Below are 22,281 nucleotides of genomic sequence, written 5' to 3'. Positions count from 1 at the left end.
TGTTACCGTTCGAACTTGGGCGGTCGGCCCCGACGGTGGGCTCTCTGGTCTTTACGCTCGGGAATGACGGCCTGTATTCCCCGCTTACGCCGCCATTGACGAATCCGTCGATGGCTGTACCCCTTGTCACCAGCCACCCTTTGCGGTCGTTGCCGTACCATTCCGCTCCGACGGCAAATCCGGATGGCCTCAAGCAAGAGTTCAAAATACCGGGACTCATGAGCCTGGCCGCCCGAGTTCAACAGCTAATCACGTAAGCCTTTGATTCTTCTATAGTGGTGTTCAAAACGCTCCACTACAGAAGGGGCAATTGCTTGCTGGCAGTCGGTTTTTTGACCTTCAGCGCAGACAGAATGCGCATTTGTAACTGGCTAATGGATGAGATTCCTGGTAAGCACCCGGCCAGCACCGTCTGGATTCCCACCATAATTCAGTGAGAATGATGTCCATCAAATTTTTCATGGACATCATTTTTTGGATACCTCTCCGCCAAGGAAGAAGCCCCCCCGTCGGCCGAACTTCCCGCTCGATTTCAAGCTGCGCCTGGTCGAGGCCTCCCTGCAGCCGGGAGTTTCCGTGTCGCGGTTGGCTCGCGAGCATGACCTCAACGCCAACGTGCTGTTCAACTGGCGCCATCAGTACAAGACCGGCGAGCTGCTTCCCTTACCTCAACCTGCCTCACCCGTGTTGTTGCCCGTGCAGATCCGCGATGAGCCGAATGCTCCCGCACCGGCCGCCATCGGCGAGGTCGAACTGTTCTTGCCGAAGGGACGGGTGCGCATCCAGGGGCGACCCGACCCGGATACCTTACGTTTGCTGTTGCGGGAGCTCGGCGCATGATCGGCTTGCCTACCGGAACCCAAGTCTGGTTGATCGCCGGCCACACCGACATGCGCCGCGGTTTCGATGGGTTGGCCAGCCTTGTCCAGGATACCCGCGAGCAGAATCCGTTCTCCGGCCATGTGCTCGTGTTCCGGGGGCGCCGCGGAGATCGCATCAAGCTGCTTTAGTGGTCGGGAGATGGCCTCTGTCTGTTTTGCAAACGACTCGAGCACGGCCGTTTTATATGGCCTGCGGCAGAATCCGGCTGTGTTTATCTGACCACCGCACAGTTAGCGATGCTCCTCGAGGGCATCGACTGGCGCCAGCCACGGCGCAGTTGGGCGCCCGAGACTGTCTGAATCGACAGTTTCGCGCCCACCCTTGGCTCTGGCAGCATGTCTACATGCTGACCACACACTCGCTACCCGACAATATCGACGCACTCAAGGCGTTGGTCCTGTCCATGGCGGCGGAGGTCCAGCAATGGCAAGAGTCCGTTTCTTCCCGCACCCACGAAATTGAGCGCCTCACTCTGCTGATCGCCAAGCTGCGTCGCATGCTGTTCGGTCGCCGCTCGGAGAAGCTGGTGCGCCAGATCGAGCAATTGCAGCTGGAACTGGAAGAGCTGCAAGCCGATGAAGCCGAGACGCTGTCAGTCACGGCCCTCCCGGCCACGACAACGGCACGGCGTCCGACGCGCAAGCCTTTACCGCCGCACCTGCCGCGCCAGGTGCTGATCCATCAACCCGAAGCACCGGCTTGCCCCGCGTGCGGCGGTGACTGGCACCCGATCGGCGAAGACAGCGCGGAAGTGCTCGAGTATGTGCCGGCGAGCTTCCGTGTCGTACGCCATGTGCGCCCCAAATACACCTGCTCGTGCTGCGAAGGCATGAGTCAGGCCGCCGCTCCCTCTCGCCCCATCGCTCGCCGCTTCGCCGGCCCCGGCTTGTTGGCCCATGTGCTGATGAGCAAGTTCGGGGATCACCTGCCGCTCTATCGGCAGAGCCAGATCTACCAACGGGAAGGCGTCGAACTGGATGATGCGACGCTGGCCGATTGGGTCGGTGGCTGCAGCCGCTTGCTGCGCCCACTGACCGACACCCTGCGTCAGCATGTGCTGAGTGGAGACAAGTTGCATGCCGACGATACGCCGGTGCCGGTGCTGGCGCTGGGACGGGGTAAAACCAAGACCGGACGGCTGTGGACTTACGTTCGCGACGACCGGCCCAGCGGCGGCAAGGCTCCGCCCGCGGTGTGGTTCGCCTACTCGCCGGACCGGCAAGGCTTGCACCCGCGCGCCCACCTGAAGTCTTTCAAGGGCGTCCTGCAGGCCGATGCCTATGCGGGCTTCAATGAGCTGTACCAGGATGGCACGATAGTGGAGGCGGCCTGCTGGGCGCATGTGCGCCGCAAGTTCCACGATCTGCACACCAGTCGCGCCTGCGACCTGACCCGTGAAGCGCTCGAGCAGATCGGGGCCCTGTACGACATTGAAACCGCCATCCGGGGCAGTCCGCCGGAACGACGCCGAGCGGTACGGCAAGAACACAGCAAGCCACGCCTCGCGATATTGCATGACTGGCTGACAACACAACGGCGCTGTTAAACAGCGTGCAAAAGTGACCAGGTTCCCGGGGTAAACAGCGTCCAATTTTGACCACCCCGGGCATGTGCCACACTTCGCCTTTTGGCGAGGGCAAACCTGGAGTGATTTGCATGGAAACCATCGGCAAGATCCGCCGCCGCCACCTGGTGGGCAACGAGAGCATCAGCGCTGTTGCCCGCTCCCTCAACCTCTCCCGCAACACCGTCAAGAAATACCTCAAGACCACCACCGCCCCGCAATATCAGCGCCAACCCCGCCGCCCCAGGCTCGGCGCCTTCATGGACACGCTGAACGCCTGGCTTGAGCACGATAGCCATCTGCCCAAGGCACAGCGGCGTACCGCCCGTCGTCTGTTCGAATGCCTGCAGGCCGAGGGGTACCGGGGCGCCTACGACAGCATTCAGCGCCACGTCAAAGCCTGGAAGGCCTCCAAGCCCGGCACCCTCACGCCGAAGCAGGCCTTCGTCCCGCTGCTCTTCGCGCCGGGCGAGATCTGCCAATTCGACTGGAGCTACGAACAGGTGGTACTCGGCGGCATTACCCAGACCATCAAGCTGGCGCACTTCCGATTGGCCTATAGTCGCCAGCCTTTCGTCATCGCCTATCCGCGCGAAACCCAGGAAATGGTGCTGGATGCCCACGTCCAGGCTTTCGCCTTCTTAGGCGGCGCGCCACGCAAGGTGATCTACGACAACCTCAAGACGGTGGTGGACGCCATCTTTACCGGCAAGTCCCGCCGTTTCAACAGCCGGCACCTGGCTTTGGCCAATCACTACCTGTTCGAGCCGGTAGCTTGCACGCCGGCTTCGGGCTGGGAAAAAGGGCAAGTGGAGAATCAGGTCGGCAATATCCGGGAATGGCTGTTCACGCCCACCCCGCGCTTTGCCGACTTCACGGCGCTCAATGCCCACCTGGCGCAACGTTGCCGCGAACTGGGGCAACGCAAACATCCGGACCTGCCGGTGACGGTAGCCGAAGCCTGGGCAGACGAGCGGCAGCATCTGACGCCCATCACCATGCCGTTCGACAGCTATGTGGAGCAGGCATTGCGCGTCTCCAGCACCTGCCTGGTGACGATAGACCGCAACCGTTACAGCTTGCCGGCACAATGGGCGGGCAAGGTGGTGTCTGTGCGCATCAGCGCCGGCCAGATTCGCGCTGTCGCGGACGGCGCCGAAATCGCCTGCCACGACCGGCGCTTCGGCACTACGTGCCGATCCTGCAAACCAAGCCTGGCGCCTTGCGGCATGGCCGGCCCTTCGTCGAATGGGTACTGCCGGCGGCGATTAAAACCGTGCGCCAGACGCTGATGAAACAGGCCAAAGGCGATCGGGCCTTTGCCGATCTGCTGCTGGCAGCGCGAGAAACCGGTCTGGACGCGCTGGAGGTGGCCTGCCAGCTGTCGCTGGAACACAAGGCGATGAGCGCGCCCATCATTCTGAATGAGCTGCGCCGGCTGACCGAACCTGCCCGTCCGGCAGCGTTGAGCGTGATGGAGAACTTGCAGCTGAAAGAAGCGCCGGCGGCGAACTGCGCGCGTTACGACCAGTTGCTGGAGGGCTGCCATGACTGATCATCTGAACAAACTGAAAGCGCTGAAGCTGTACGGGATGGCCAGCGCCTGGGGCGAGCTGATGGCCGAAACCGGCCGCCAGGCTTTGACCGTCGAGGCGATGCTGCTGCGTCTGCTGGAGGCGGAGCAGGCTGACCGGCAAGCGCGCAGCCTGAGCTACCAGATGAAAGCCGCGCGCTTCCCGCACCACCGGGATCTGACGGGCTTTGACTGGTCGGAAAGTCCGCTATCGGCAGAGCGCGTGACCGCGTTGGCCAGCGGTGACTACCTGGCAGAAGCGCGCAACCTGATTCTGGTGGGCGGAACCGGGACGGGCAAAACCCACCTGGCGACGGCGCTGGGCGTGGCGGCGATTCATCAGGGCAAGCGGGTACGGTTCTATAACGCAGTGGATCTGGTCAATCTGCTGGAGCAGGAAAAGCGGGTCGGCAAAGCCGGGCACCTGTCGCGTCAGCTGGCGCTGATGGACGCGGTGATACTGGACGAACTGGGCTACTTGCCGTTTCCGGAATCAGGCGGCGCGCTGCTGTTTCACCTGATCAGCCAGCTGTACGAGAAGACGAGCCTGATCGTGACGACAAACCTGAGCTTCGGGGAATGGGTGAGTGTGTTCGGCGACGCGAAGATGACGACGGCGCTGCTGGATCGGGTGACGCACCACTGCGACATTCTGGAGACGGGGAATGATTCCTACCGGTTCAAAAAGCGTCGGAAAGCGGCCTGATGCCTGGTCAAAATTCAACGCTGACAGGTGGTCAAAATTCGACGCTGATTGACAGTATAGGCGGCGCAACGTGATCGAACGCTGTCTTGGCTGGCTCAAAGAAGCGCGCGCCGTAGCGACACGCTACGAAAAACTGGCGCTACATTATTTGGCGAGCATTCACATTGCCATGATACGACGATATTTGAGGGCCTTAGCAAACAGAGCCTAGTCCATCGGTTCGCAGTTTATGGCTCCACGCTTCCTCCCCACATTCGGTCACCCTCATGTAGTTGCGCTTCACTTTATTCGCTGTAATCAGCTTAAGGCGGGACCTGCACCCGCAGGAATGCACTCACACTGAGCGCACAACGCACGTAAAAACACCCAACCAATATAATGGTTGGGTGCTAAAAATTATGGTGGCCAAGGGCGGAATCGAACCACCGACACGCGGATTTTCAATCCGCTGCTCTACCAACTGAGCTACTTGGCCGTTTCTGTTTCAGCGCTGTGTCGCTGTCAGAGGTCGCCATTTAACCAGAGCTAATCATGCCGGTCAAGCATTTTGGCGATATTTTTTTCACAAAATCGTCGTAAAAAAAATTTACCCCACGAAATCAGCCTGTTGGGACGGGTGCGCGGAACGGAACGCCGGGAGCTCCGCCAGCGCGGCATCGATACGCTCCAGGGTGGGCCAGCGGGAGGTATCCACATTGAATCGCCACGCATTGAAAAGCTGCGGAACCAGACACACATCGGCGAGCGTCACACTGTTGCCGATCGCATAGCGACCCGCCGAGCCCTCAACCATGCGTTCGATCACGCCCAGCCCCTTGGTCACCCAATGGCGATACCAGGCATCGCGACTTTCGTCGTCGAGCGACAGCTCGGCGGTCAGATACTTGAGCACCCTCGTGTTATTGAGCGGATGAATGTCGCATGCGACGGCCAGGGCAATGGCGCGGATGGCGGCCCGCTGCGCGGCATCGCCCGGCAAGAGCCGATGAGTAGCGGGATAAGCCTCGTCAAGGTATTCGCAGATCGCCAGCGACTGGGTCAGCACGATCGGACCGTCCGCCAGCGCCGGCACGAGGCCCTGAGGATTGATGCCGAGGTAATGCTGAGCCTGCTGCTCGCCCTTGAGCAGGTTGACCGCCTCCTGGCGGTAGTCAAGACCCTTGAGATTCAGAGCCAGACGCACCCGGTACGCCGCCGATGAGCGAAAGTAGCCATACAGCACCCGTTCAGTCATGAGCCACCACCATTTGGTCGATCGCCCCGAAAATGCTGTTCCCCGACGCATCCTTCATCTCGATGCGCACACGGTCGCCCGCCTTCATGAACGGTGTACGCGGCGCCCCCTCCTCGATGGTCTCGATCATGCGCACTTCGGCGAGGCAGCAGGAGCCCCGGTGGCGATCCTTGTTGGACACGGTGCCCGAACCGATGATGGAGCCCGCGCACAACTCCCGGGTGCGCGCGACATGCGCCACCAGTTCCGGAAACGAGAACTGCATTTCCACGCCGGCGTCGGGATTGCCGAAAAAGGCGCCGTTGTACTCGACAAGCAGCGGCAGGTGCACCTTGCCCGCGGACCAGGCCGCCCCCAGTTCGTCCGGCGTCACCGCCACCGGAGAAAAGCTGCTGGCGGGCTTGCTCTGGAAGAAACCGAACCCCTTGGCCAGTTCGCCCGGAATCAGACCGCGCAGGCTGACATCGTTGACCAGCATCAGCAGGCGGATCGCCCCGGCGCAGATCTCCACGGTCGCGCCAAGCGGCACGTCGTCCGTCACCACCGCCACCTCGCCTTCGAAATCCAGCCCCCAGGCAGGATCCCGCAAGGCAATCGCATCGCGCGGACCGAGGAATGCGTCCGAGCCGCCCTGATACATCAGCGGATCGGTGTAGAAGCTTTGCGGCACGTCGGCTCCCCGCGCGCGCCGTACGAGCTCCACATGATTCAAGTAGGCGCTGCCGTCCGCCCACTGGTAAGCGCGCGGCAGCGGGCTCGCGCAGCGCTCCGCGTCGAATGCCACGCTGCCGGCTGCGTCGCCCCGGTTCAGGGCGGCATACAGCTCTTCCAGGATGGGGCTTGCGCGCCCCCAGTTGTCGAGCGCGTACTGCAGGGTTGGCACGCGTTCGCCGGCCTCGATGGCGCGGCTCAGATCCCGGCTGACCACCATCAGTCGGCCGTCGCGGTTGTCATTGCGATAGGTGGCGAGTTTCATATCGGTGTCTTTATTCAGAAGAGGGAGTCACGGATTTCCAGCTGTCCACATACCCCGGCCATTCGACGGCAGCCAATGCACTGTCCGGATCGACGGCATCCCGGGTATCGACCATCACCGCCACCTCGTCGGTGAAGGTCCTGGCATGAGCCTGACCGGCGGCGAAGGCCTTGGGGTGCGGTCCGTGGGTAAACCCGCTCGGATGGAAGGTCAGCATGCCGGGGCGAATGTTGTCACGGCTAAAGAAATCTCCTGCGTGATAGAAGATCACCTCATCGTAGTCATCATTATTGTGATAGAACGGAACCTTGAGCGCTCCCGGATCCGATTCGATCGGCCGGGGAACGAAGGTGCATACCACGAAACGCTCGGCGACAAAGGTGCTGTGCGCGGACGGCGGCAAATGGTAGCGGTGGCTCATCAGCGGGCGAATATCGCGCCAGTTGAGCCGGCATACCGACAAATTGCCGTGCCAGCCGATGGCATCTAGCGGACTGAAAGGATAGGTCACCGTCGAGAGCGCTCCGCGCCGCTTGATCACGACGCGCCATGGCGTCTCGGTCTGCTGGGCGAGAAACGCCTCGTCGATGGCGGGCACCTCCAGCATCGCCTCGTCGAACACCGCATGAGGGCCGACGATGCCCCGCTCGGGCAACTGGTAGGCGCCGCCCGTCGCCTCGATCATCAGCAAGGTGGTCGCGGTGTCGGGCTCGAGGCGCCACATCGTCGAGCGCGGGATCAGCAGGTAGTCGCCGTCCCGGTAGCTCAGACGCCCGTAATCGCAGAACAGTTCACCGCTGCCTGCGTGCACGAACAGCAGATCGTCGCCGTCGGCGTTGCGCACCAGATGATCCATGGCACATCCGGTGCGCCAGATGCGCATCTTGCAGTGCGCATTCGACAGCACCGGCGCAGCGTCCCACGGGCAGCCGCCCTCTTGCGGCAGCTCGTTCAGATCGTAGGCGCGCGGCCGCAATGGTCCCTCCCACCCGGACCAACCTGTGGGAGGGTGCTTGTGATGCAAATGGGCGGCCGGCCCGAAAAATCCGCTGCGGCCGACCTCCCGCTCGTAAACGGCGTTCGCCGGCAGATCCGCGTGGGCCTGTCGGGACACGGTTCCTTCCTTGTGCGGATAGGCTATCCATTTGCGCATGATGCGTCCCTCGCTATCAGTCGGCCTTGAGCACGCCGCGCTTGATCTGATCCTCTTCGATGGACTCGAACAGCGCCTTGAAGTTGCCCTCGCCGAATCCCTCGTTGCCCTTGCGCTGAATGATTTCAAAGAAAATCGGCCCGATCACCGTTTCGGTGAAGATCTGCAGGAGGATGCCCGTGCCCTCCACCGGCGCGCCATCGATGAGGATGCGGTTGCGGCGCAAGCGCTCCAGATCCTCGCCATGCCCCGGTACGCGGGCGTCGGTGCGATCGTAATAGCTGTCAGGGGTGTCAAGAAAACGCACACCCGCCGCACGTAGTGTTTCCACCGTGTGGAAGATATCGTCGGTCGACAGCGCGATATGCTGGATGCCTTCGCCGTTGTATTCGCGCAGGAATTCCTCGATCTGGCTCTTGTCGTCGGAGGATTCGTTGATCGGAATGCGGATCTTGCCACACGGGCTGGTCATCGCGCGCGACACAAGGCCGGTGAGTTTGCCTTCGATATCGAAGTAACGGATTTCCCGGAAATTCCCGATGTTTTCATAGAAGCCGCCCCAGGTGGCCATATTGCCGCGGCGCACATTGTGGGTCAGGTGATCGATCTCTTTCAGACCGACACCGGCCGGGTGCTGATCCGCGCCGTCGACCGGAACGAAATCCACATCGTAGATGCTAAGACCATTGCGCTTGTCGACAAAATACAGGGCCGAGCCACCGATGCCTTCCACCGCGGGAATGTTCAGCTCCATGAAGCCGACCGGATGCGGATAAGGCTTCGCGCCATGCGCGATCGCATAATCGTAGGCCCTGGTGGCATCGGCGACGCGCCAGGCCATGGCGCAAGCGGACGGCCCGTGTTCGCTCGCGAACTCGCTGAACGGGGCGCGCGCCTCGCCGTTCAGGATGAAATTGATGTCCCCTTGCCGGAACAGGCCGACATCCTTGCTGCGATGACGCGCCACCTCCACGAATCCCAGCGAAAGGAACAGTGCGCGCAGTCTGGCGATACCCGCCGCATCGGGCGCCGTGTATTCGACGAACTCGAAACCGTCGGTGGCCAGCGGGTTGGCCGGCATGGCTTCCATTTTCATGATGGTTCTCCTCTTTCTCTTGTCGCTCTCGTTATGTCATCCCGTGCCAGCCCCACGGCGCATTCGCGCCAGAGCCATGCCAAGGGGATTTTAGGCTTTTTATTCTAAGGAAAGACGGCCGCAATTTTCTTGCGTTCATGGCACCCATCGCGTAAAACTGGGAACAATATTTCAAACGTTTCTTGATTTACGACAAAACATGCCAACATTAACGCTGGACAAGACAGACTTGCGAATTCTCGCCGAGCTGCAGCAAAACGGGCGGTTGAGCAATGTCGAACTCGCCGAGAAAGTCGCCCTCTCCCCCTCTCCCTGTCTGCGGCGCTTAAAGCAGCTCGAGGACTCGGGCGTGATCCGCCGTTACGTCGCCCTGCTCGATCCGTCACGCATCGGACTGGGTTTGCAGGCTTTCGTCCGCGTCGTCCTGGAGAAGCGCGGCAACACGCATGCGGAAAGTTTTCTGGAAGCGGTGCAACGCTGGCCGGAAGTCATCAACTGTTACGCGATGACAGGGGAAATGGACTATCTCTTACAGGTTTACTTCGAGGATATGGAGCACTTTTCGCGCTTTGTGATGAACGAACTGCTTCAGCACCCGGGTATCGAAGACATCAAATCCAGCTTCGTGCTCAAGGAGTTCAAACGAACCACCGCCCTGCCGCTCGATCATCTGCGGCAAAGCAGCGGCTGAGTACGGTCAGGCGCGGAGATCCCGGGATAACGTTTCGAATCCCGGCACCCGCGACAGAGCCTCCCGGATAATACCGTCGATCTCGTCCCTGAACTCGTCCGAGGCGCCGGCGCAAAGCTTCTGAGCTTTCCGCGCGATCTCTTTGAACTGCTCATCGACCGATTTGCCGCTGGTCAGGGTTTGCTGTGCCTCCTGCCAGAATGCCACCAACGCCACACCATCGTTCTCGCCAACCGACAATTGGCTCGCCAGTTGGCGTATCGACTCGATCTCCCGATCGATCCGCGCGTTTCGCTCCCGAATGCAGCGGGCCTGCCCCGAAGAAAACCAGCCGCGCATGCGTTGAAGCCGGGAGGGCCGCATGTCCTCGAACTTTTGGATACTGGTTTGTTTTAGCTGCTGCACCATTTGCCGATAGGTTTTCAGACATTGATCCGGAGCAGCAAGGTTACTGGAACGGGCTCCCCACTCGAGCGCGGAGAGAAAAAAACAGCGGAACATCTTGGTCGGTTTACAAAATGTGTCATTCAGGCTGCCGAGATCCTTGTACCGCAGTGCGCCGATCGAGGCCTGATAGTCCCGCACCTCCTTATTCGCCATGCCGGCGAGCCCTTCGCACATCAGATCGGCGGCTCTGCGGTCCATCGCTACGCCACGACTGCCGGCCTGGAGACGGCGAAGCACCGACGACGCACTGGATGGAGCCTCCTCCCAGCCAAAAAGCTTGGACCCTTGGCCTTGGGTAGAGACAAGCTGGCGGGACAATCCATCGCACGGGCCGCCATTGGCGAGCGGAGCCGCATCGTCGGGCGACGAGGACATGAAATGCGACGATGCCGCCGCTCGCCTTACCGACGAGGCAAAGCGGCTCAGCCATGAGGGAATGAAAGACCGCCCTGCCAAGAGCCGTGAAGTGTAAGAGGAAGGGGAGCACATTGCCATCTTCGGAACAACCTTTATTTGCGAATCGTAGACAGCCCGTAGTGTACGGTTCCCTCCTTCGCGCCCACTTTCAAAAACCGTCCATCGGCCGCGTGGATGTCCGCCCGGGCTTGACTTAAGCGGTGGCCGGCATCCATATACTGAATGATGCCGTTTTCAGTCTTACCTGACTGCGTCCCCTGAAGGAGGGCCAATCATGCCGACGACCCGTTTTCTTGCCACGGCGCATGTCGTCGCACTCTGCCTTGCGCCATGCGCCGTGCAGGCCGACGACACGTCCCCCGTTCAGAGCGAGACCCTGCTCAATACGGGCGCCTCCTGGGATGGTGCCGAATACGGGCATTACCCGGCTGGCAAGCCCGAATTGTCGGTTCTGCGCATCACCATTGCACCGCACGCCGCGCTGGCATGGCACGCGCATCCGATGCCGAACGCGGCGGTTGTGCTCTCCGGCACCCTGCACCTGCAAAAGCAGGCGACCGGGGAACAAAAAACCGTCACCCGTGGACAGGCCTTCGGAGAACTCGCCGGCGCGACGCACCGCGGCATCGCGGGGAACGAGCCGGTCGAGTTGCTGGTGTTTTACGCGGGGAGGCCAGGCATGCCGCTGAGCCTGCCGCGGAGTGTATCGGGTGGTCAGCCCGAACCCTCCGCGGGCGTCGCTCAGTGATTCTTGTGAACGGTGGAGTACAGAAGTTTGTCGGTGAAGGCGATCGCGGCCGCCGAAACGAGAAAGGCCAGATGCAGGAAAAGCTGCCACATGATGGTTTTTTCCTCCATGCGCGCCGCATTGATGAAGGTCTGCAGCAAATGGATCGAGGAAATGCTGATGATGGCCATCGACAGCTTGACCTTGAGCACCGAGGCGTTGACATGGTCCAGCCATTCGGGCTGGTCCGGATGGTCATCGATGCGCAACCGCGACACGAAGGTTTCATAACCGCCAACGGTGACCATCAGCAGCAGATTGGCGATCATCACCACGTCGATCAAACCCAGCACCGACAGCATGATGTCGGTTTCCGACAGATCGGTCAGACTGGTCAGCAAATGGAAGAGCGACGCCAGGAATTTCCAGGCATACACCCCCTGCACCACGATCAGGCCAAGGTAAATCGGCAGTTGCAGCCAGCGGCTGAGAAAAATCAACCGCCCCAACCGGGAGGAGGCCGACGGATGCGCCGGCGAAGTCGAGGTCGTTGCGCTCATGAAAGAACAGGGTTTCCTTGGGTTACAGTCCCAGGCGCTGCCAGATGGTGGAGACCAGGCCCGCTTGGTTCAATGTATAAAAATGAAGTCCGGGAGCCCCTTGGGCCAGCAGCCGGTCGCAAAGTTCCGTCACCACGTCCAGGCCCAGCGTCCGTATCGATGCGGTGTCGTCGAGATAGGCCTGCATCCTCAGGCGCAGCCATCGCGGAACCTCGGCGCCGCACATATCGGAAAAGCGGCACAGCTGACCGAAATTGGAGATTGGCATGATCCCCGGAACGACGGGAATCGCGACCCCGCGCGACTGGATTTCGTCGACGAAACGAAAATACGAGTCCGCATTGAAAAAATACTGGGTCATGGCTGAGTTCGCTCCGGCCTTCACCTTGCGAACGAAATTATCCATATCCTCTTCGGCGGAACGCGCTTGCGGATGAAATTCCGGATAGGCGGCGACTTCGATATGAAACTGGTCGCCGTAATTTTCCCTGATAAAGGACACCAGCTCGTTGGCGTAACGGAAATCACCGATTTCCACCATCCCGGACGGAATATCGCCGCGCAGCGCGACCAGATGGCGGATGCCGTTTTCGCGGTACTCGTCGAGAATGGCGCTCACCCCGTCGCGGGTCGAGCCGATGCAGGACAGATGCGGGGCGGCCGCCTGCCCTTCAGAGCGGATTTCCAGCACGGTGGCAAGCGTGCCGTCCCGGGTGGTACCGCCCGCCCCGAATGTCACCGAGAAAAACTCCGGCCCCAGTTGCGCAAGCTGGCGCCGGGTGGTGCGCAGTTTTTCCACGCCTTGCGGTGTACGGGGAGGAAAGAATTCGAAACTGAAGGTCCGTTTTGCCGCTGTCATGATGTCCTCTGGATCCGCCTTTGCGTATTGTTATGCTTGCCGCTCCGCGGCATAAGCGCGGAGCGGCACCGTTTTGTCAGTAACGGTAATGATCCGGTTTGTACGGTCCTTCCTTGGGCACGCCGATGTAGGCCGACTGGGCATCGTTCAGCACCGTCAGCTCGGCACCGATGCGCGTCAGGTGAAGCCGTGCCACCTTCTCGTCCAGATGCTTGGGCAAGACGTACACTTTTTTGCCATACGCATCGCCACGCGTGAACAGCTCGATCTGCGCCAGCACCTGGTTGGTGAAGGAGTTGGACATCACAAAGCTCGGATGGCCCGTGGCGCAGCCAAGGTTCACCAGACGTCCTTCGGCGAGCAGGATGATGCGCTTGCCGTCAGGGAATACAATATGGTCGACCTGCGGCTTGATCTGCTCCCAGCGATACTGGCGCAGGCTCGCCACATCGATCTCCGAATCGAAGTGGCCGATATTGCAGACGATAGCCTGATTGCGCATCGCTTTCATGTGTTCATGGCCGATCACATTGACATTGCCGGTGGCCGATACAAAGATGTCGGCCTTGTCGGCGGCCCAGTCCATGGTCACCACGCGGTAGCCTTCCATGGCCGCCTGCAGCGCGCAGATCGGGTCGATCTCGGTCACCCAGACCGTCGCGCCCAACCCGCGCAGGCTCTGCGCGCAGCCCTTGCCCACATCGCCGTAACCGGCGACCACGGCGACCTTGCCGGCGATCATCACATCGGTGGCCCGCTTGATGCCGTCCACCAGCGATTCACGGCAACCGTAAAGATTGTCGAATTTCGATTTGGTCACCGAGTCGTTGACGTTGAAGGCGGGGAACGGCAGGCGGCCGTCCTTTTCCAGCTGGTAGAGACGATGCACGCCGGTGGTGGTCTCTTCGGTCACGCCGCGGATGTTGGCGAGACGCGTCGAATACCAGGCCGGATCCTTGTCGAGGTAACGGGCGATCGCGGCGAACAGCGCGACTTCCTCCTCGTTGCCGGGCTTGGCGATCACGCTGCGGTCCTGTTCCGCGCGGGAACCGAGCATTAGCAGCAAGGTGGCATCGCCGCCATCATCGAGAATCATATTGGCGGCGGAATCGGCCGGCCAGTCGAAAATCCGGTGACTGAATTCCCAGTATTCGTCGAGGCTCTCGCCTTTGTGCGCGAACACGGGAATGCCGGCGGCGGCGATGGCGGCGGCGGCATGATCCTGTGTCGAGAAAATATTGCACGATGCCCAGCGCACTTCGGCGCCCAACGCCACCAGCGTTTCGATCAGCACCGCGGTCTGAATGGTCATGTGCAGGGAGCCGGCGATGCGGGCGCCGGCAAGGGGCCGGCTCGCGGCATACTCTTCACGCAGCGCCATCAGGCCGGGCATTTCGGTCTCGGCGATATTCAGTTCCTTGCGGCCCCAGTCCGCAAGCGCAATATCGGCCACCTTGAAATCGGAAAAATCAGCCATCGTCAAATCCTTGCACGAAGCCGGAAGGGGTGCGCTTACCCGCAGCCCGCCTCCGGCGGGGTTGTCAGGCAAGCGCCGTTCGATACCGGGCCTGGGACATCATGTCTTGCAGCGCTTCCCGGGAGACGTCCGCTGAAAGGGACGCCGGAACTGCCATGAGTATAAAGCAATTTCTCGGGCAATCCACGACAGTTATGACATAAGCTAATGCCGTACCGGCAAGAAAAAACCCGGCAGGGCGAACCATACCGGGCGGGGTCGGAGACAACGAACAATCAGAGGCCGGCGTCGGCGCGCAACGCGGCGGCCTTGTCGGTGCGCTCCCAGCTGAACTCCGGCTCTTCGCGGCCGAAATGGCCGTATGCCGCGCTCTTGCTGTAGATCGGGCGCAAGAGATCGAGCATCTGGATGATGCCTTTCGGACGCAGATCGAAGTGACGCTTGACCAATTCGACGATCTTCTCGTTCGGAATCGCATTGGTGCCGAAGGTGTCGACGGCGATCGAGGTCGGCTGCGAAATACCGATAGCGTAGGAGATCTGGATCTGGCACTGGCGGGCGAGACCGGCCGCCACGATGTTTTTCGCGACGTAGCGTCCGGCATAGGCCGCCGAGCGGTCCACCTTGGACGGATCCTTTCCGGAGAACGCCCCGCCACCGTGCGGCGCGGCGCCGCCATAGGTATCGACAATGATCTTGCGGCCGGTCAGGCCGCAATCGCCCATCGGTCCGCCGATGACAAAGCGGCCGGTCGGATTGATCAGAAAGCGCGTCTCGGCGGTCAGCATGTCCGGTGGCAGCACCGGCTTGATGATGTCCTCGATGACGGCCTCGGTCAGCGTGTTGTGATCGATTTCCGGGTTGTGCTGGGTGGACAGGACCACGGTATCGATACGCTTGGGCAGACCCGTCTCGCTGTCGTACACGCAGGTGATCTGGCTCTTGGCATCCGGACGCAGCCAAGGCAGGCGACCATCCTTGCGCAAGTCGGACTGACGCTGCATCAGGCGATGGGCATAATAGATCGGGAACGGCATCAGGGTCGGCGTCTCGTCGCAGGCATAGCCGAACATCAGCCCCTGGTCTCCGGCGCCCTGGTCCAGATCCACGCCTTCACCTTCGTTGACGCCCTGGGCGATGTCGGGAGACTGGCGGTCATAGCACATCATCACGGCGCAGCCGTGGTAATCGAAGCCCAGTTCGGAATTGTCGTAACCGATGCGCTTGATGGTTTCGCGCGCCACCTTGATGTAATCGACGTTGGCCGTGGTGGTGATCTCGCCGGCCAGCACCACAAGCCCGGTGTTCACCAGCGTTTCGGCCGCCACGCGGCCGTGCCTGTCTTCGCTCAGGATGGCATCGAGGATGGCATCGGAAATCTGGTCCGCCACCTTGTCAGGATGGCCTTCGGATACCGATTCGGAAGTAAACAGATATTCGCTCATTTTGATTTCGTTCCCGGATCAACCCTAAAACAGTAGTGGTAGAATAGACCGCTTTGACACAGTGGATTCACCATGGCAACCCTGGTCCGTTGGCTCCTGACGCTCCTGGCGCGGCTGCCCCTACCCGTTCTGCAGTCGCTGGGCGCCCTGCTGGGCCATCTCACTTATCGCGCCTCGCGCGGTTACCGCGCCAGGCTCAATGATAATTTGAAGGCAAGTAAAATCTGCCAAACCTATCAGGTTTTACCCGGACTCGTCAAACAGGCGGCCGGCGAAACCGGCAAGGGCGCGGTGGAGCTGGCCATTGCCTGGTGCAGGTCGCCGGAAGCCATCGCCCGTCTGGTCAAACGCTGCGAAGGCTGGGAGCATGTCGAGGCCTCGCTCGCCCGCGGGCACGGCATCGTCTTCGTCACCCCTCATCTTGGCAGTTATGACATCGCGGGCCGCTACATCAGTCACCGGCTGCCGTTCGGCCTGACCGCCATGTACCGGCCGCCGAAGCTCGCCTGGCTCGAACCGGTGATGAACGCGGGCCGCGCGCGCGGCAACGGAAAAACCGCTCCGGCGACAGGGGCCGGGGTGAGAACACTGATGAAAGCCCTCAAATCGGGTGAAGCGACCATTATTCTTCCGGATCAGGTGCCAGGCAACGGCGAAGGCGTGTGGGCCCCGTTCTTCGGGCGCCCCGCCTACACCATGACCCTGGTGCCGCGTCTGGCGCAAGTGGACAAGGTCGATGTCCTGATGTTCGTCGGTGAACGGCTGCCGCGCGGGCAGGGGTTCGCCGTCCATATCCGCCCGATGGCGGCGTCTTTCTCCGGTGATCGGGAAGCCGACGCCGCTGTGCTCAACAGAGAGGTGGAGCGCCTGATCCGCGAGTTCCCGGCCCAATACCTGTGGAGCTATAACCGCTACAAATGCCCGGCCGGCGTCGATGCGCCGGCCCAACCGGAAGTGTCCCGATGAAATTCGTCTTTGCTGTTTTGTGGCTCTTGCGCCTGTTGCCGATGCGCGCGATCGGCGCGATCGCCTGGCTGCTCGGCACCCTCGCCTACTGGCTCGCCCGTGAGCGCCGCCGTGTCGGTCTGATTAACCTGAGACTGTGTTTCCCGCAGATGACGCGCGCCGAACGCAAGCGCCTCATCCGCGCCAACTTCCGCTACATGATCCGGCTGGCGCTGGAATACGGGGTCGCCTGGTGGAGTTCCCCCGAGCGGCTGCGCCGGCTTGTCGACATCAAGGGTCTGGAGCATGTCACCGCGCTGCGGGAAAAGGGCGAGGATGTGATCCTTTTCTACCCGCATTTTGTCGGATTCGAAATGTGCTGCTACGCCCTCAACCAGTACCTGCCGCTCGTCAGTGTCTATTCCCAGCAAAAGAACGATGTGCTGGACGCGCAGATCTACCAGGGTCGCCAGCGCTTCAACAATGTCTACATCGTGTCGCGCCAGGAAGGATTACGCTCGATCATCAAGGCGATGCGCAAGGACCATACCCCGTTCCTCTATCTGCCGGATCAGGACTTCGGGCCGCGCGACTCGATTTTCGTGCCGTTCTTCGGCACCGACGCCGCGACCATCCCCGGCCTGTCCCGCATCAGCAAGCTCGCCCGCGCCCGCGTGGTGCCGGCCATCGCGCGCCGCATCGGCGACCGCTTCGAACTGGAGTTCTACCCTCCGTGGGAAGATTTTCCGACCGACGATACCCAAGCCGATACCCGGCGCATGAATGCCTTCCTCGAAGACCGCATTCGCGAAATCCCCGATCAGTATTTCTGGCTGCACAAGCGTTTCAAGACCCGTCCCGCCGGTCAGCCGCGCTTTTACTGACACCCTGTCAATACCTCGCCATGCCCCCTGACAGGGGGCTGGCACGCAAAGGTTTTCTTAAGTTTCCCCTTCGTACAATCGCCGCCGTGCCCGATTGCGATCCCGCCATCCCGCAGACCGCTCCGGCGGGGATGATCTCCCCTCCCGGAGCCATCCGCCCGATATGCGCCCGACGACGATCTCGGACGCGCGCCATTGCCGGACACCCTGTCTTCATTTCACGGGAGCGTATCATGAATACCGCAAACGAACGATTGCACGGTCTGGATCTCGCCCGTTGCCTGGCATTGATCGGCATGGTGCTGGTCAATTTCCGCCTTGCCATGGGAGCCGATGACGGGCCGCTACGCGGCTTGAATCTGCTGTTCGGTTCGCTCGAAGGCCGCGCCGCTTCGATTTTCATCGTTCTGGCCGGAGTCGGGCTGGTGCTGGGAACCCGCGGCCTCGAACCGGCCGATGCCTATACCCGCATGATGCGGCGCGCCGCCTTCCTGGCTGCGGTCGGCCTGGCCAACGCCCTCATTTTCCCGCCGGATATCATTCACTACTACGCGGTGTATTTTCTGATCGGCACAGGCTGTCTGTTTCTGCCATCCTCCGCGCTCGTGGCGCTGACAGCCCTTCTGCCCCTTCTCTTCGTCGGCCTGCATGCCATGTTCGACTATGAGCAAGGTTGGGTAAAAAGCACCTACGATTACCCGGACTTCTGGACGCCGCAAGGATTTGTCCGCAACCTGCTCTTCAATGGCTGGCACCCGGTCGTGCCGTGGCTGGCCTTCCTTCTGTGGGGCATTGTGCTAGGACGCCTGCCGCTCGGCTCGGCCAGGGTGCAAAAACGCATGATAGGGTGGGGAATGGCGATAGCCCTGCTCGCCTGGGGCGCCTCGAAACTGGGCTCGCACTATTTTCCCGCCCATGCGGATATGCTCGGCGTCACGGCGATGCCGCCCCTGCCCTTGTACCTGCTGCTGGGGTGTGGCGTCGCCACCTCCGTCATCGGTCTGAGCCTGATGGTCGCCAACCGGGGAAGCGTCATGCGTCTCGGACGCTTTCTGGTGCCGGCGGGACGCATGACGTTGACGCTTTACCTTGCCCATGTGCTGATCGGCATGGGCACCCTGGAAAACATCGGTTGGCTCTACGGCAAGACCCTGCCTCAGGTGCTGGTCGCCGCGGGAGTGTATTGCGCGGCGGCGATCGGCTTCGCCAACATCTGGTCGCGATACTTTTCCCGAGGGCCGGTGGAGAGCGTGATGCGCCGATTGTGCGGCTAAGGTCCCGACAAAGACGAAGCCCGCCGGGAGGCGGGCTTTCAGAAGAACGGCGCGTTCAGATGCCGCGCTTGCGCCACCAGTAGCGGATCACGAATCCCGGAAACGCGAAGACGGCGAACAGCGACAGGGTCGCGACATAGAACGCCGCTTCCTGGCTTTGCACCGGCATCTGGCGCGACTCCAGAAAACGGGCGAACAGGCCGACCGCGACATACAGCACGCCCCATTCGAGGAAACGCCAGCCAAAGGCCTTGTGCGCCACTTTCTTGATTCCCGCGATGCGGTTGGTCATGAACGGCAGATTGGCCGCCAGCACGGCGACGATCAGAAGAGTGGCGACACTGGCTTGCACGGCATTTCCTTTACATCAGAACCAGGGATTGCTTGACGGCATTGAAACACAGCTCGACCAGACGCTCCGGCACCACGCCGAATACCAGCAAGGCGATGGCATTGAGCGACAGGAGAAGCTTCATGTCCACACGAATGGACAGCGGTTGGCTGTCGTCCGCATTGTCGAAATACATCACTTTCACCACACGCAGGTAGTAGAAGGCGCCGATCAGCGACATCAGCACAGCGAATACCGCCAGCGGAATCATGCCGATGTGCGCGATGGCGCTGATCACCGCGAACTTGGCGTAGAAGCCTGCCAGTGGCGGAATGCCGGCCATCGAGAACATCGCGAGCAACATCAGCAGGGCCTGCCAGCTGTTACGCTGATTGAGGCCCTTGAGATCGGACAGCTGCTGGCAGTCGAACCCCTTGCGCGACAGGGCGATCAGGATGCCGAATCCGACCATCGAAGTGAACACGTAGACCATCGCGTAAAACAGTGCCGCCGAGTAGCCTTCCGGCGTCGCCGCGAGGATGCCAAGCAGCATGAAGCCCATGTGCGAAATCGTCGAGTAGGCCAGCATCCGCTTGATGTTGGTCTGGGCAATCGCGGTCACGTTACCGATCAGCATGGACAACACGGAAACGATCACCAGCATGCCCTGCCACTGGTCGGCCACGGCGTCCAGCCCCTGAACCAGGATACGCAGCACGAAGACGAAGGCGGCAAGTTTCGGCGCCGCGCCGATCATCATCGTCACCGAGGTCGGCGCACCGTGATACACGTCGGGAACCCACATGTGGAACGGCACGGCGCCAAGCTTGAAGCACAGACCGGCCACCAGGAACACCAGGCCGAACATCAGCAGGGTGAGATTGGCGTTGCCACCATGAATGGCTTTCGCCGTGGCGGCGATATCGAGCGTGCCGGTGGCGCCGTACACCATCGAGATACCGTAAAGCAGCAGACCGGAGGCCAGCGCCCCCAGCACGAAATACTTCATCGACGCTTCGACTCCGGGCATCGAATCCCGCTGGATCGCGATCAGCGCGTAAAGGGCGAGCGACAGCAGTTCAAGCCCCATGTACAGGGTCAGGAAATTGCTCGCGCACACCATCACGTTCATGCCAAGCAGTGCGAACAGCGTCAGAGTGTAGTAATCGCCGCGCTCCATGCCGCGGTCGGCATTGTACTGCCGGCCGTAGACCAGAACGCCGGCGGTCACGGCGTACATCGCGAGTTTCACCACCGACGCGAGCGGATCGGAAATGTACATGCCGCTGAATGTCGTCGCCGCCGCAGAGGGAAAACCGTGCAGCTCGACCACCGCCACGCCGGCCAGAGCGAGCAGGGACAAGCCGTAGGTGACCGACTTGCGGTCCTCCGGGACAAACAGATCGATCATCAGGATGGCCAGCACCGCCGCGAGGAGCACTACCTCGGGCAGGGCCAGCATCAGGTTCAAATCGGACCAATTCATTATGGTTTCCTTCAATGGTCTCAGAGCTTGCTTTGGGCAACGTGAGCGATCAGATCATTGACCGACAGGTGCATCTTGCTGATGAACGCCTGCGGGTACAGACCCATGCCCAGCACCATCACGGCGAGGATGGCCAGCACCAGGAACTCGCGCTTGTTGACATCCTTCAGTTCCGCCACATGGCTGTTTCCCACCGCGCCGAACAGCACGCGCTTGTACATCCACAAGGTGTAAGCAGCGCCGAAGATCAGCGTGGTCGCGGCCAGCGCGGCGTACCAGACGTTCACCTGAACGGCGCCGAGCACCACCATGCCTTCGCCGACAAAGCCCGACGTGGCAGGCAGGCCGGCATTGGCCATCGAGAACAGCATCATGAAGGAAGCGAAAATCGGCATCTTGTTGGCCACGCCACCGTAGTCGGCGATATTGCGGCTGTGCACCCGGTCATACATCACGCCGATGCACATGAACATCGCGGCGGACACGAAACCGTGCGACACCATCTGGATCAGCGCGCCCTCGACCGCCCAGGGATTGAGGTTGTTGCCGGAGAACATGAAAAGACCCAGGGTGACGAAACCCATGTGGGAAATCGACGAGTAGGCCACGAGTTTTTTCATGTCGGTCTGCACCAGCGCCACGAGGCCGATGTACACCACGGCCACAAGCGACAGCGTGACCATGAAGGGCGACAGGATACGGCAGGCATCCGGCACGATCGGCAGCGCGAACCGCAGAAAACCGTAGGCACCGATCTTCAGGGTGATGGCCGCCAGCACCATCGAGCCGCCGGTCGGCGCCTCGACGTGGGCGTCGGGCAACCAGGTATGCACCGGCCACATCGGCACCTTCACCGCGAAGGAGAGGAAGAACGCGATGAAGACCATCAGTTGCACATCCTTGGCCAGCGGCAGGCTCTGGAAGGAGGCGATCTCGAAGCTGCCGGTCTGACGCGACAGGTAGATGAAGGCCACCAGCATCAGGAGCGAACCGAGCAGGGTGTACAGGAAGAACTTGATCGAGGCATACACGCGGCGCGGGCCGCCCCACACACCGATGATCAGGTACATCGGAATCAGCATCGCTTCGAAGAACACGTAGAACAGGATCGCGTCCAGCGCGGCGAACGCGCCGTTGATGAGGCCCGACATGATCAGGAAAGCGGCCATGTATTGCGCGACGCGCTTTTCGATCACCTGCCATCCGGTCAGCACCACCAGCACCGTGGTGAAGCTGTTGAGTACGACGAACAGCATGGAAATGCCATCGACGCCCAGGTGGTAGTTGATGTTCAGCGCCTCGACCCAGGGGCGCATTTCCTCGAACTGCATGCCGCCATGCAATTCGGTGAAGCTTGTGTACAACGGCAGCGAGAAAAGGAACCCGGCCAGCGATCCGGCCAGCGCGACCCAGCGCGCCAGCGCCGCCCGGCTATCGCCTCCCGTCGCCAGAACCAGCAACCCGGCCGCGATCGGCACCCAGATCACCAGACTCAAGAGATTTGTGAACATAGTCAAAACCTAAGTTGTTATTTCAATCCCAGTGTCTGCCCGC

At 61.3% G+C, this 22,281-nt stretch carries 22 protein-coding genes, 1 tRNA gene, 3 pseudogenes and 1 riboswitch; of the genes and pseudogenes, 12 read left to right on the top strand and 14 right to left on the bottom strand.

Annotated elements, in window-relative coordinates; all coding sequences use genetic code 11:
- Positions 1–2 precede the first annotated feature (2 nt).
- Entirely contained in the window at positions 3–197 is a 195-nt protein-coding gene (locus JNO50_RS19215) for a transposase (protein ID WP_189536829.1), read from the bottom strand.
- Positions 198–474: 277 nt separating this feature from the next.
- Between JNO50_RS19215 and tnpA the strand changes: the two genes are divergently transcribed.
- The 7 genes and pseudogenes from tnpA to JNO50_RS03500 all read left to right on the top strand — a co-directional run.
- Complete coding sequence (gene tnpA, locus JNO50_RS03530) at positions 475–840, top strand: IS66-like element accessory protein TnpA (RefSeq protein ID WP_189536827.1); 366 nt, start codon at positions 475–477, stop codon at positions 838–840.
- Positions 837–1,181, top strand: a pseudogene (tnpB, locus tag JNO50_RS03525) (IS66 family insertion sequence element accessory protein TnpB). The gene tnpA and the pseudogene tnpB overlap by 4 nt, the downstream one beginning before the upstream one ends.
- A gap of 44 nt (positions 1,182–1,225) precedes the next feature.
- A pseudogene (gene tnpC, locus JNO50_RS03520) lies at positions 1,226–2,407 on the top strand (IS66 family transposase); the annotation flags it as partial.
- Between the two features lie 131 nt (positions 2,408–2,538).
- The gene (gene istA / locus JNO50_RS03515; protein WP_215796477.1) at positions 2,539–3,738 is read left to right on the top strand and encodes an IS21 family transposase; all 1,200 of its coding nucleotides are present in this window, start codon (positions 2,539–2,541) and stop codon (positions 3,736–3,738) included.
- A complete protein-coding gene (locus JNO50_RS03510; RefSeq protein WP_215796476.1) occupies positions 3,723–4,001 on the top strand; it encodes a hypothetical protein in 279 nt (92 codons plus the stop codon). Before istA ends, JNO50_RS03510 begins: the two co-directional genes overlap by 16 nt.
- Positions 3,994–4,725, top strand: a complete 732-nt coding sequence (gene istB / locus JNO50_RS03505) for an IS21-like element helper ATPase IstB (protein WP_189533268.1) — start codon at positions 3,994–3,996, stop codon at positions 4,723–4,725. The genes JNO50_RS03510 and istB overlap by 8 nt, the downstream gene beginning before the upstream one ends.
- A gap of 52 nt (positions 4,726–4,777) precedes the next feature.
- Positions 4,778–4,936: pseudogene (locus JNO50_RS03500) on the top strand (transposase); the annotation flags it as partial.
- Between the two features lie 188 nt (positions 4,937–5,124).
- Here the strand turns inward: JNO50_RS03500 and JNO50_RS03495 are convergent.
- From JNO50_RS03495 to hppD, 5 genes are all read right to left on the bottom strand, one after another.
- Positions 5,125–5,200: transfer RNA gene (locus JNO50_RS03495), tRNA-Phe, on the bottom strand.
- Positions 5,201–5,311: 111 nt separating this feature from the next.
- A complete protein-coding gene (maiA, locus tag JNO50_RS03490; protein ID WP_189533273.1) occupies positions 5,312–5,959 on the bottom strand; it encodes a maleylacetoacetate isomerase in 648 nt (215 codons plus the stop codon).
- Positions 5,952–6,935 carry a fumarylacetoacetate hydrolase family protein gene (locus JNO50_RS03485; protein WP_189533275.1) on the bottom strand — a complete coding sequence of 328 codons (984 nt, stop codon included), beginning with the start codon at positions 6,933–6,935 and terminating at the stop codon, positions 5,952–5,954. The genes maiA and JNO50_RS03485 overlap by 8 nt, the downstream gene beginning before the upstream one ends.
- Positions 6,936–6,945: 10 nt before the next feature.
- Entirely contained in the window at positions 6,946–8,088 is a 1,143-nt protein-coding gene (locus JNO50_RS03480; RefSeq protein WP_189533276.1) for a homogentisate 1,2-dioxygenase, read from the bottom strand.
- A 16-nt stretch (positions 8,089–8,104) separates the two neighbouring features.
- Complete coding sequence (gene hppD / locus JNO50_RS03475) at positions 8,105–9,184, bottom strand: 4-hydroxyphenylpyruvate dioxygenase (RefSeq protein WP_189533278.1); 1,080 nt, start codon at positions 9,182–9,184, stop codon at positions 8,105–8,107.
- Between the two features lie 199 nt (positions 9,185–9,383).
- On the opposite strand from hppD, the gene JNO50_RS03470 reads away from it, so the two are divergent.
- Positions 9,384–9,875: an Lrp/AsnC family transcriptional regulator gene (locus JNO50_RS03470; protein ID WP_189533280.1), complete on the top strand. Its 492-nt coding sequence runs from the start codon at positions 9,384–9,386 to the stop codon at positions 9,873–9,875.
- Between the two features lie 6 nt (positions 9,876–9,881).
- Here the strand turns inward: JNO50_RS03470 and JNO50_RS03465 are convergent, their stop codons facing one another.
- Positions 9,882–10,697 carry a hypothetical protein gene (locus JNO50_RS03465; RefSeq protein WP_189533282.1) on the bottom strand — a complete coding sequence of 272 codons (816 nt, stop codon included), beginning with the start codon at positions 10,695–10,697 and terminating at the stop codon, positions 9,882–9,884.
- Positions 10,698–11,013: 316 nt separating this feature from the next.
- Here JNO50_RS03465 and JNO50_RS03460 point away from each other — a divergent pair, with 316 nt between their 5' ends.
- Positions 11,014–11,487, top strand: a complete 474-nt coding sequence (locus tag JNO50_RS03460; RefSeq protein WP_189533284.1) for a cupin domain-containing protein — start codon at positions 11,014–11,016, stop codon at positions 11,485–11,487.
- Here JNO50_RS03460 and JNO50_RS03455 read toward each other — a convergent pair.
- The 4 genes from JNO50_RS03455 to metK all read right to left on the bottom strand — a co-directional run bounded on the left by JNO50_RS03455 (position 11,481) and on the right by metK (position 15,807).
- A complete protein-coding gene (locus JNO50_RS03455; protein ID WP_189533286.1) occupies positions 11,481–12,026 on the bottom strand; it encodes a TIGR00645 family protein in 546 nt (181 codons plus the stop codon). The genes JNO50_RS03460 and JNO50_RS03455 overlap by 7 nt on opposite strands.
- 22 nt (positions 12,027–12,048) lie before the next feature.
- Complete coding sequence (gene metF, locus JNO50_RS03450) at positions 12,049–12,885, bottom strand: methylenetetrahydrofolate reductase [NAD(P)H] (RefSeq protein WP_189533288.1); 837 nt, start codon at positions 12,883–12,885, stop codon at positions 12,049–12,051.
- Positions 12,886–12,961: 76 nt separating this feature from the next.
- The gene (gene ahcY, locus JNO50_RS03445; protein WP_189533290.1) at positions 12,962–14,362 is read right to left on the bottom strand and encodes an adenosylhomocysteinase; all 1,401 of its coding nucleotides are present in this window, start codon (positions 14,360–14,362) and stop codon (positions 12,962–12,964) included.
- Between the two features lie 63 nt (positions 14,363–14,425).
- A riboswitch (S-adenosyl-L-homocysteine riboswitch) is annotated at positions 14,426–14,485 on the bottom strand.
- Positions 14,486–14,637: 152 nt separating this feature from the next.
- Positions 14,638–15,807, bottom strand: coding sequence for a methionine adenosyltransferase (metK, locus tag JNO50_RS03440; protein WP_189533292.1), 1,170 nt, complete (start codon positions 15,805–15,807; stop codon positions 14,638–14,640).
- 72 nt (positions 15,808–15,879) lie between these two features.
- Here metK and JNO50_RS03435 point away from each other — a divergent pair, with 72 nt between their 5' ends.
- The 3 genes from JNO50_RS03435 (at position 15,880) to JNO50_RS03425 (ending at position 18,910) form a co-directional block, all read left to right on the top strand.
- Positions 15,880–16,773 (top strand): lysophospholipid acyltransferase family protein, encoded by an 894-nt coding sequence (locus tag JNO50_RS03435; RefSeq protein ID WP_189533294.1) that lies wholly within the window; start codon positions 15,880–15,882, stop codon positions 16,771–16,773.
- A complete protein-coding gene (locus tag JNO50_RS03430; protein WP_189533296.1) occupies positions 16,770–17,636 on the top strand; it encodes a lipid A biosynthesis lauroyl acyltransferase in 867 nt (288 codons plus the stop codon). The genes JNO50_RS03435 and JNO50_RS03430 overlap by 4 nt, the downstream gene beginning before the upstream one ends.
- 233 nt (positions 17,637–17,869) lie before the next feature.
- A complete protein-coding gene (locus JNO50_RS03425; RefSeq protein WP_189533298.1) occupies positions 17,870–18,910 on the top strand; it encodes a DUF418 domain-containing protein in 1,041 nt (346 codons plus the stop codon).
- A 55-nt stretch (positions 18,911–18,965) separates the two neighbouring features.
- Here the strand turns inward: JNO50_RS03425 and JNO50_RS03420 are convergent, their stop codons facing one another.
- From JNO50_RS03420 to JNO50_RS03410, 3 genes are read right to left on the bottom strand one after another with little or no spacing between them, the layout of a single operon-like run.
- Complete coding sequence (locus JNO50_RS03420; protein WP_189533300.1) at positions 18,966–19,262, bottom strand: DUF2818 family protein; 297 nt, start codon at positions 19,260–19,262, stop codon at positions 18,966–18,968.
- Between the two features lie 10 nt (positions 19,263–19,272).
- Positions 19,273–20,727, bottom strand: a complete 1,455-nt coding sequence (gene nuoN / locus JNO50_RS03415; protein WP_189533302.1) for an NADH-quinone oxidoreductase subunit NuoN — start codon at positions 20,725–20,727, stop codon at positions 19,273–19,275.
- Between the two features lie 20 nt (positions 20,728–20,747).
- Positions 20,748–22,238: an NADH-quinone oxidoreductase subunit M gene (locus tag JNO50_RS03410; protein ID WP_189533304.1), complete on the bottom strand. Its 1,491-nt coding sequence runs from the start codon at positions 22,236–22,238 to the stop codon at positions 20,748–20,750.
- Positions 22,239–22,281: the final 43 nt, after the last annotated feature.

Source organism: Paludibacterium paludis (assembly GCF_018802605.1).
Taxonomy (GTDB): Bacteria; Pseudomonadota; Gammaproteobacteria; order Burkholderiales; family Chromobacteriaceae; genus Paludibacterium; species Paludibacterium paludis.
This window is presented reverse-complemented; position numbering and strand designations above follow the sequence as displayed.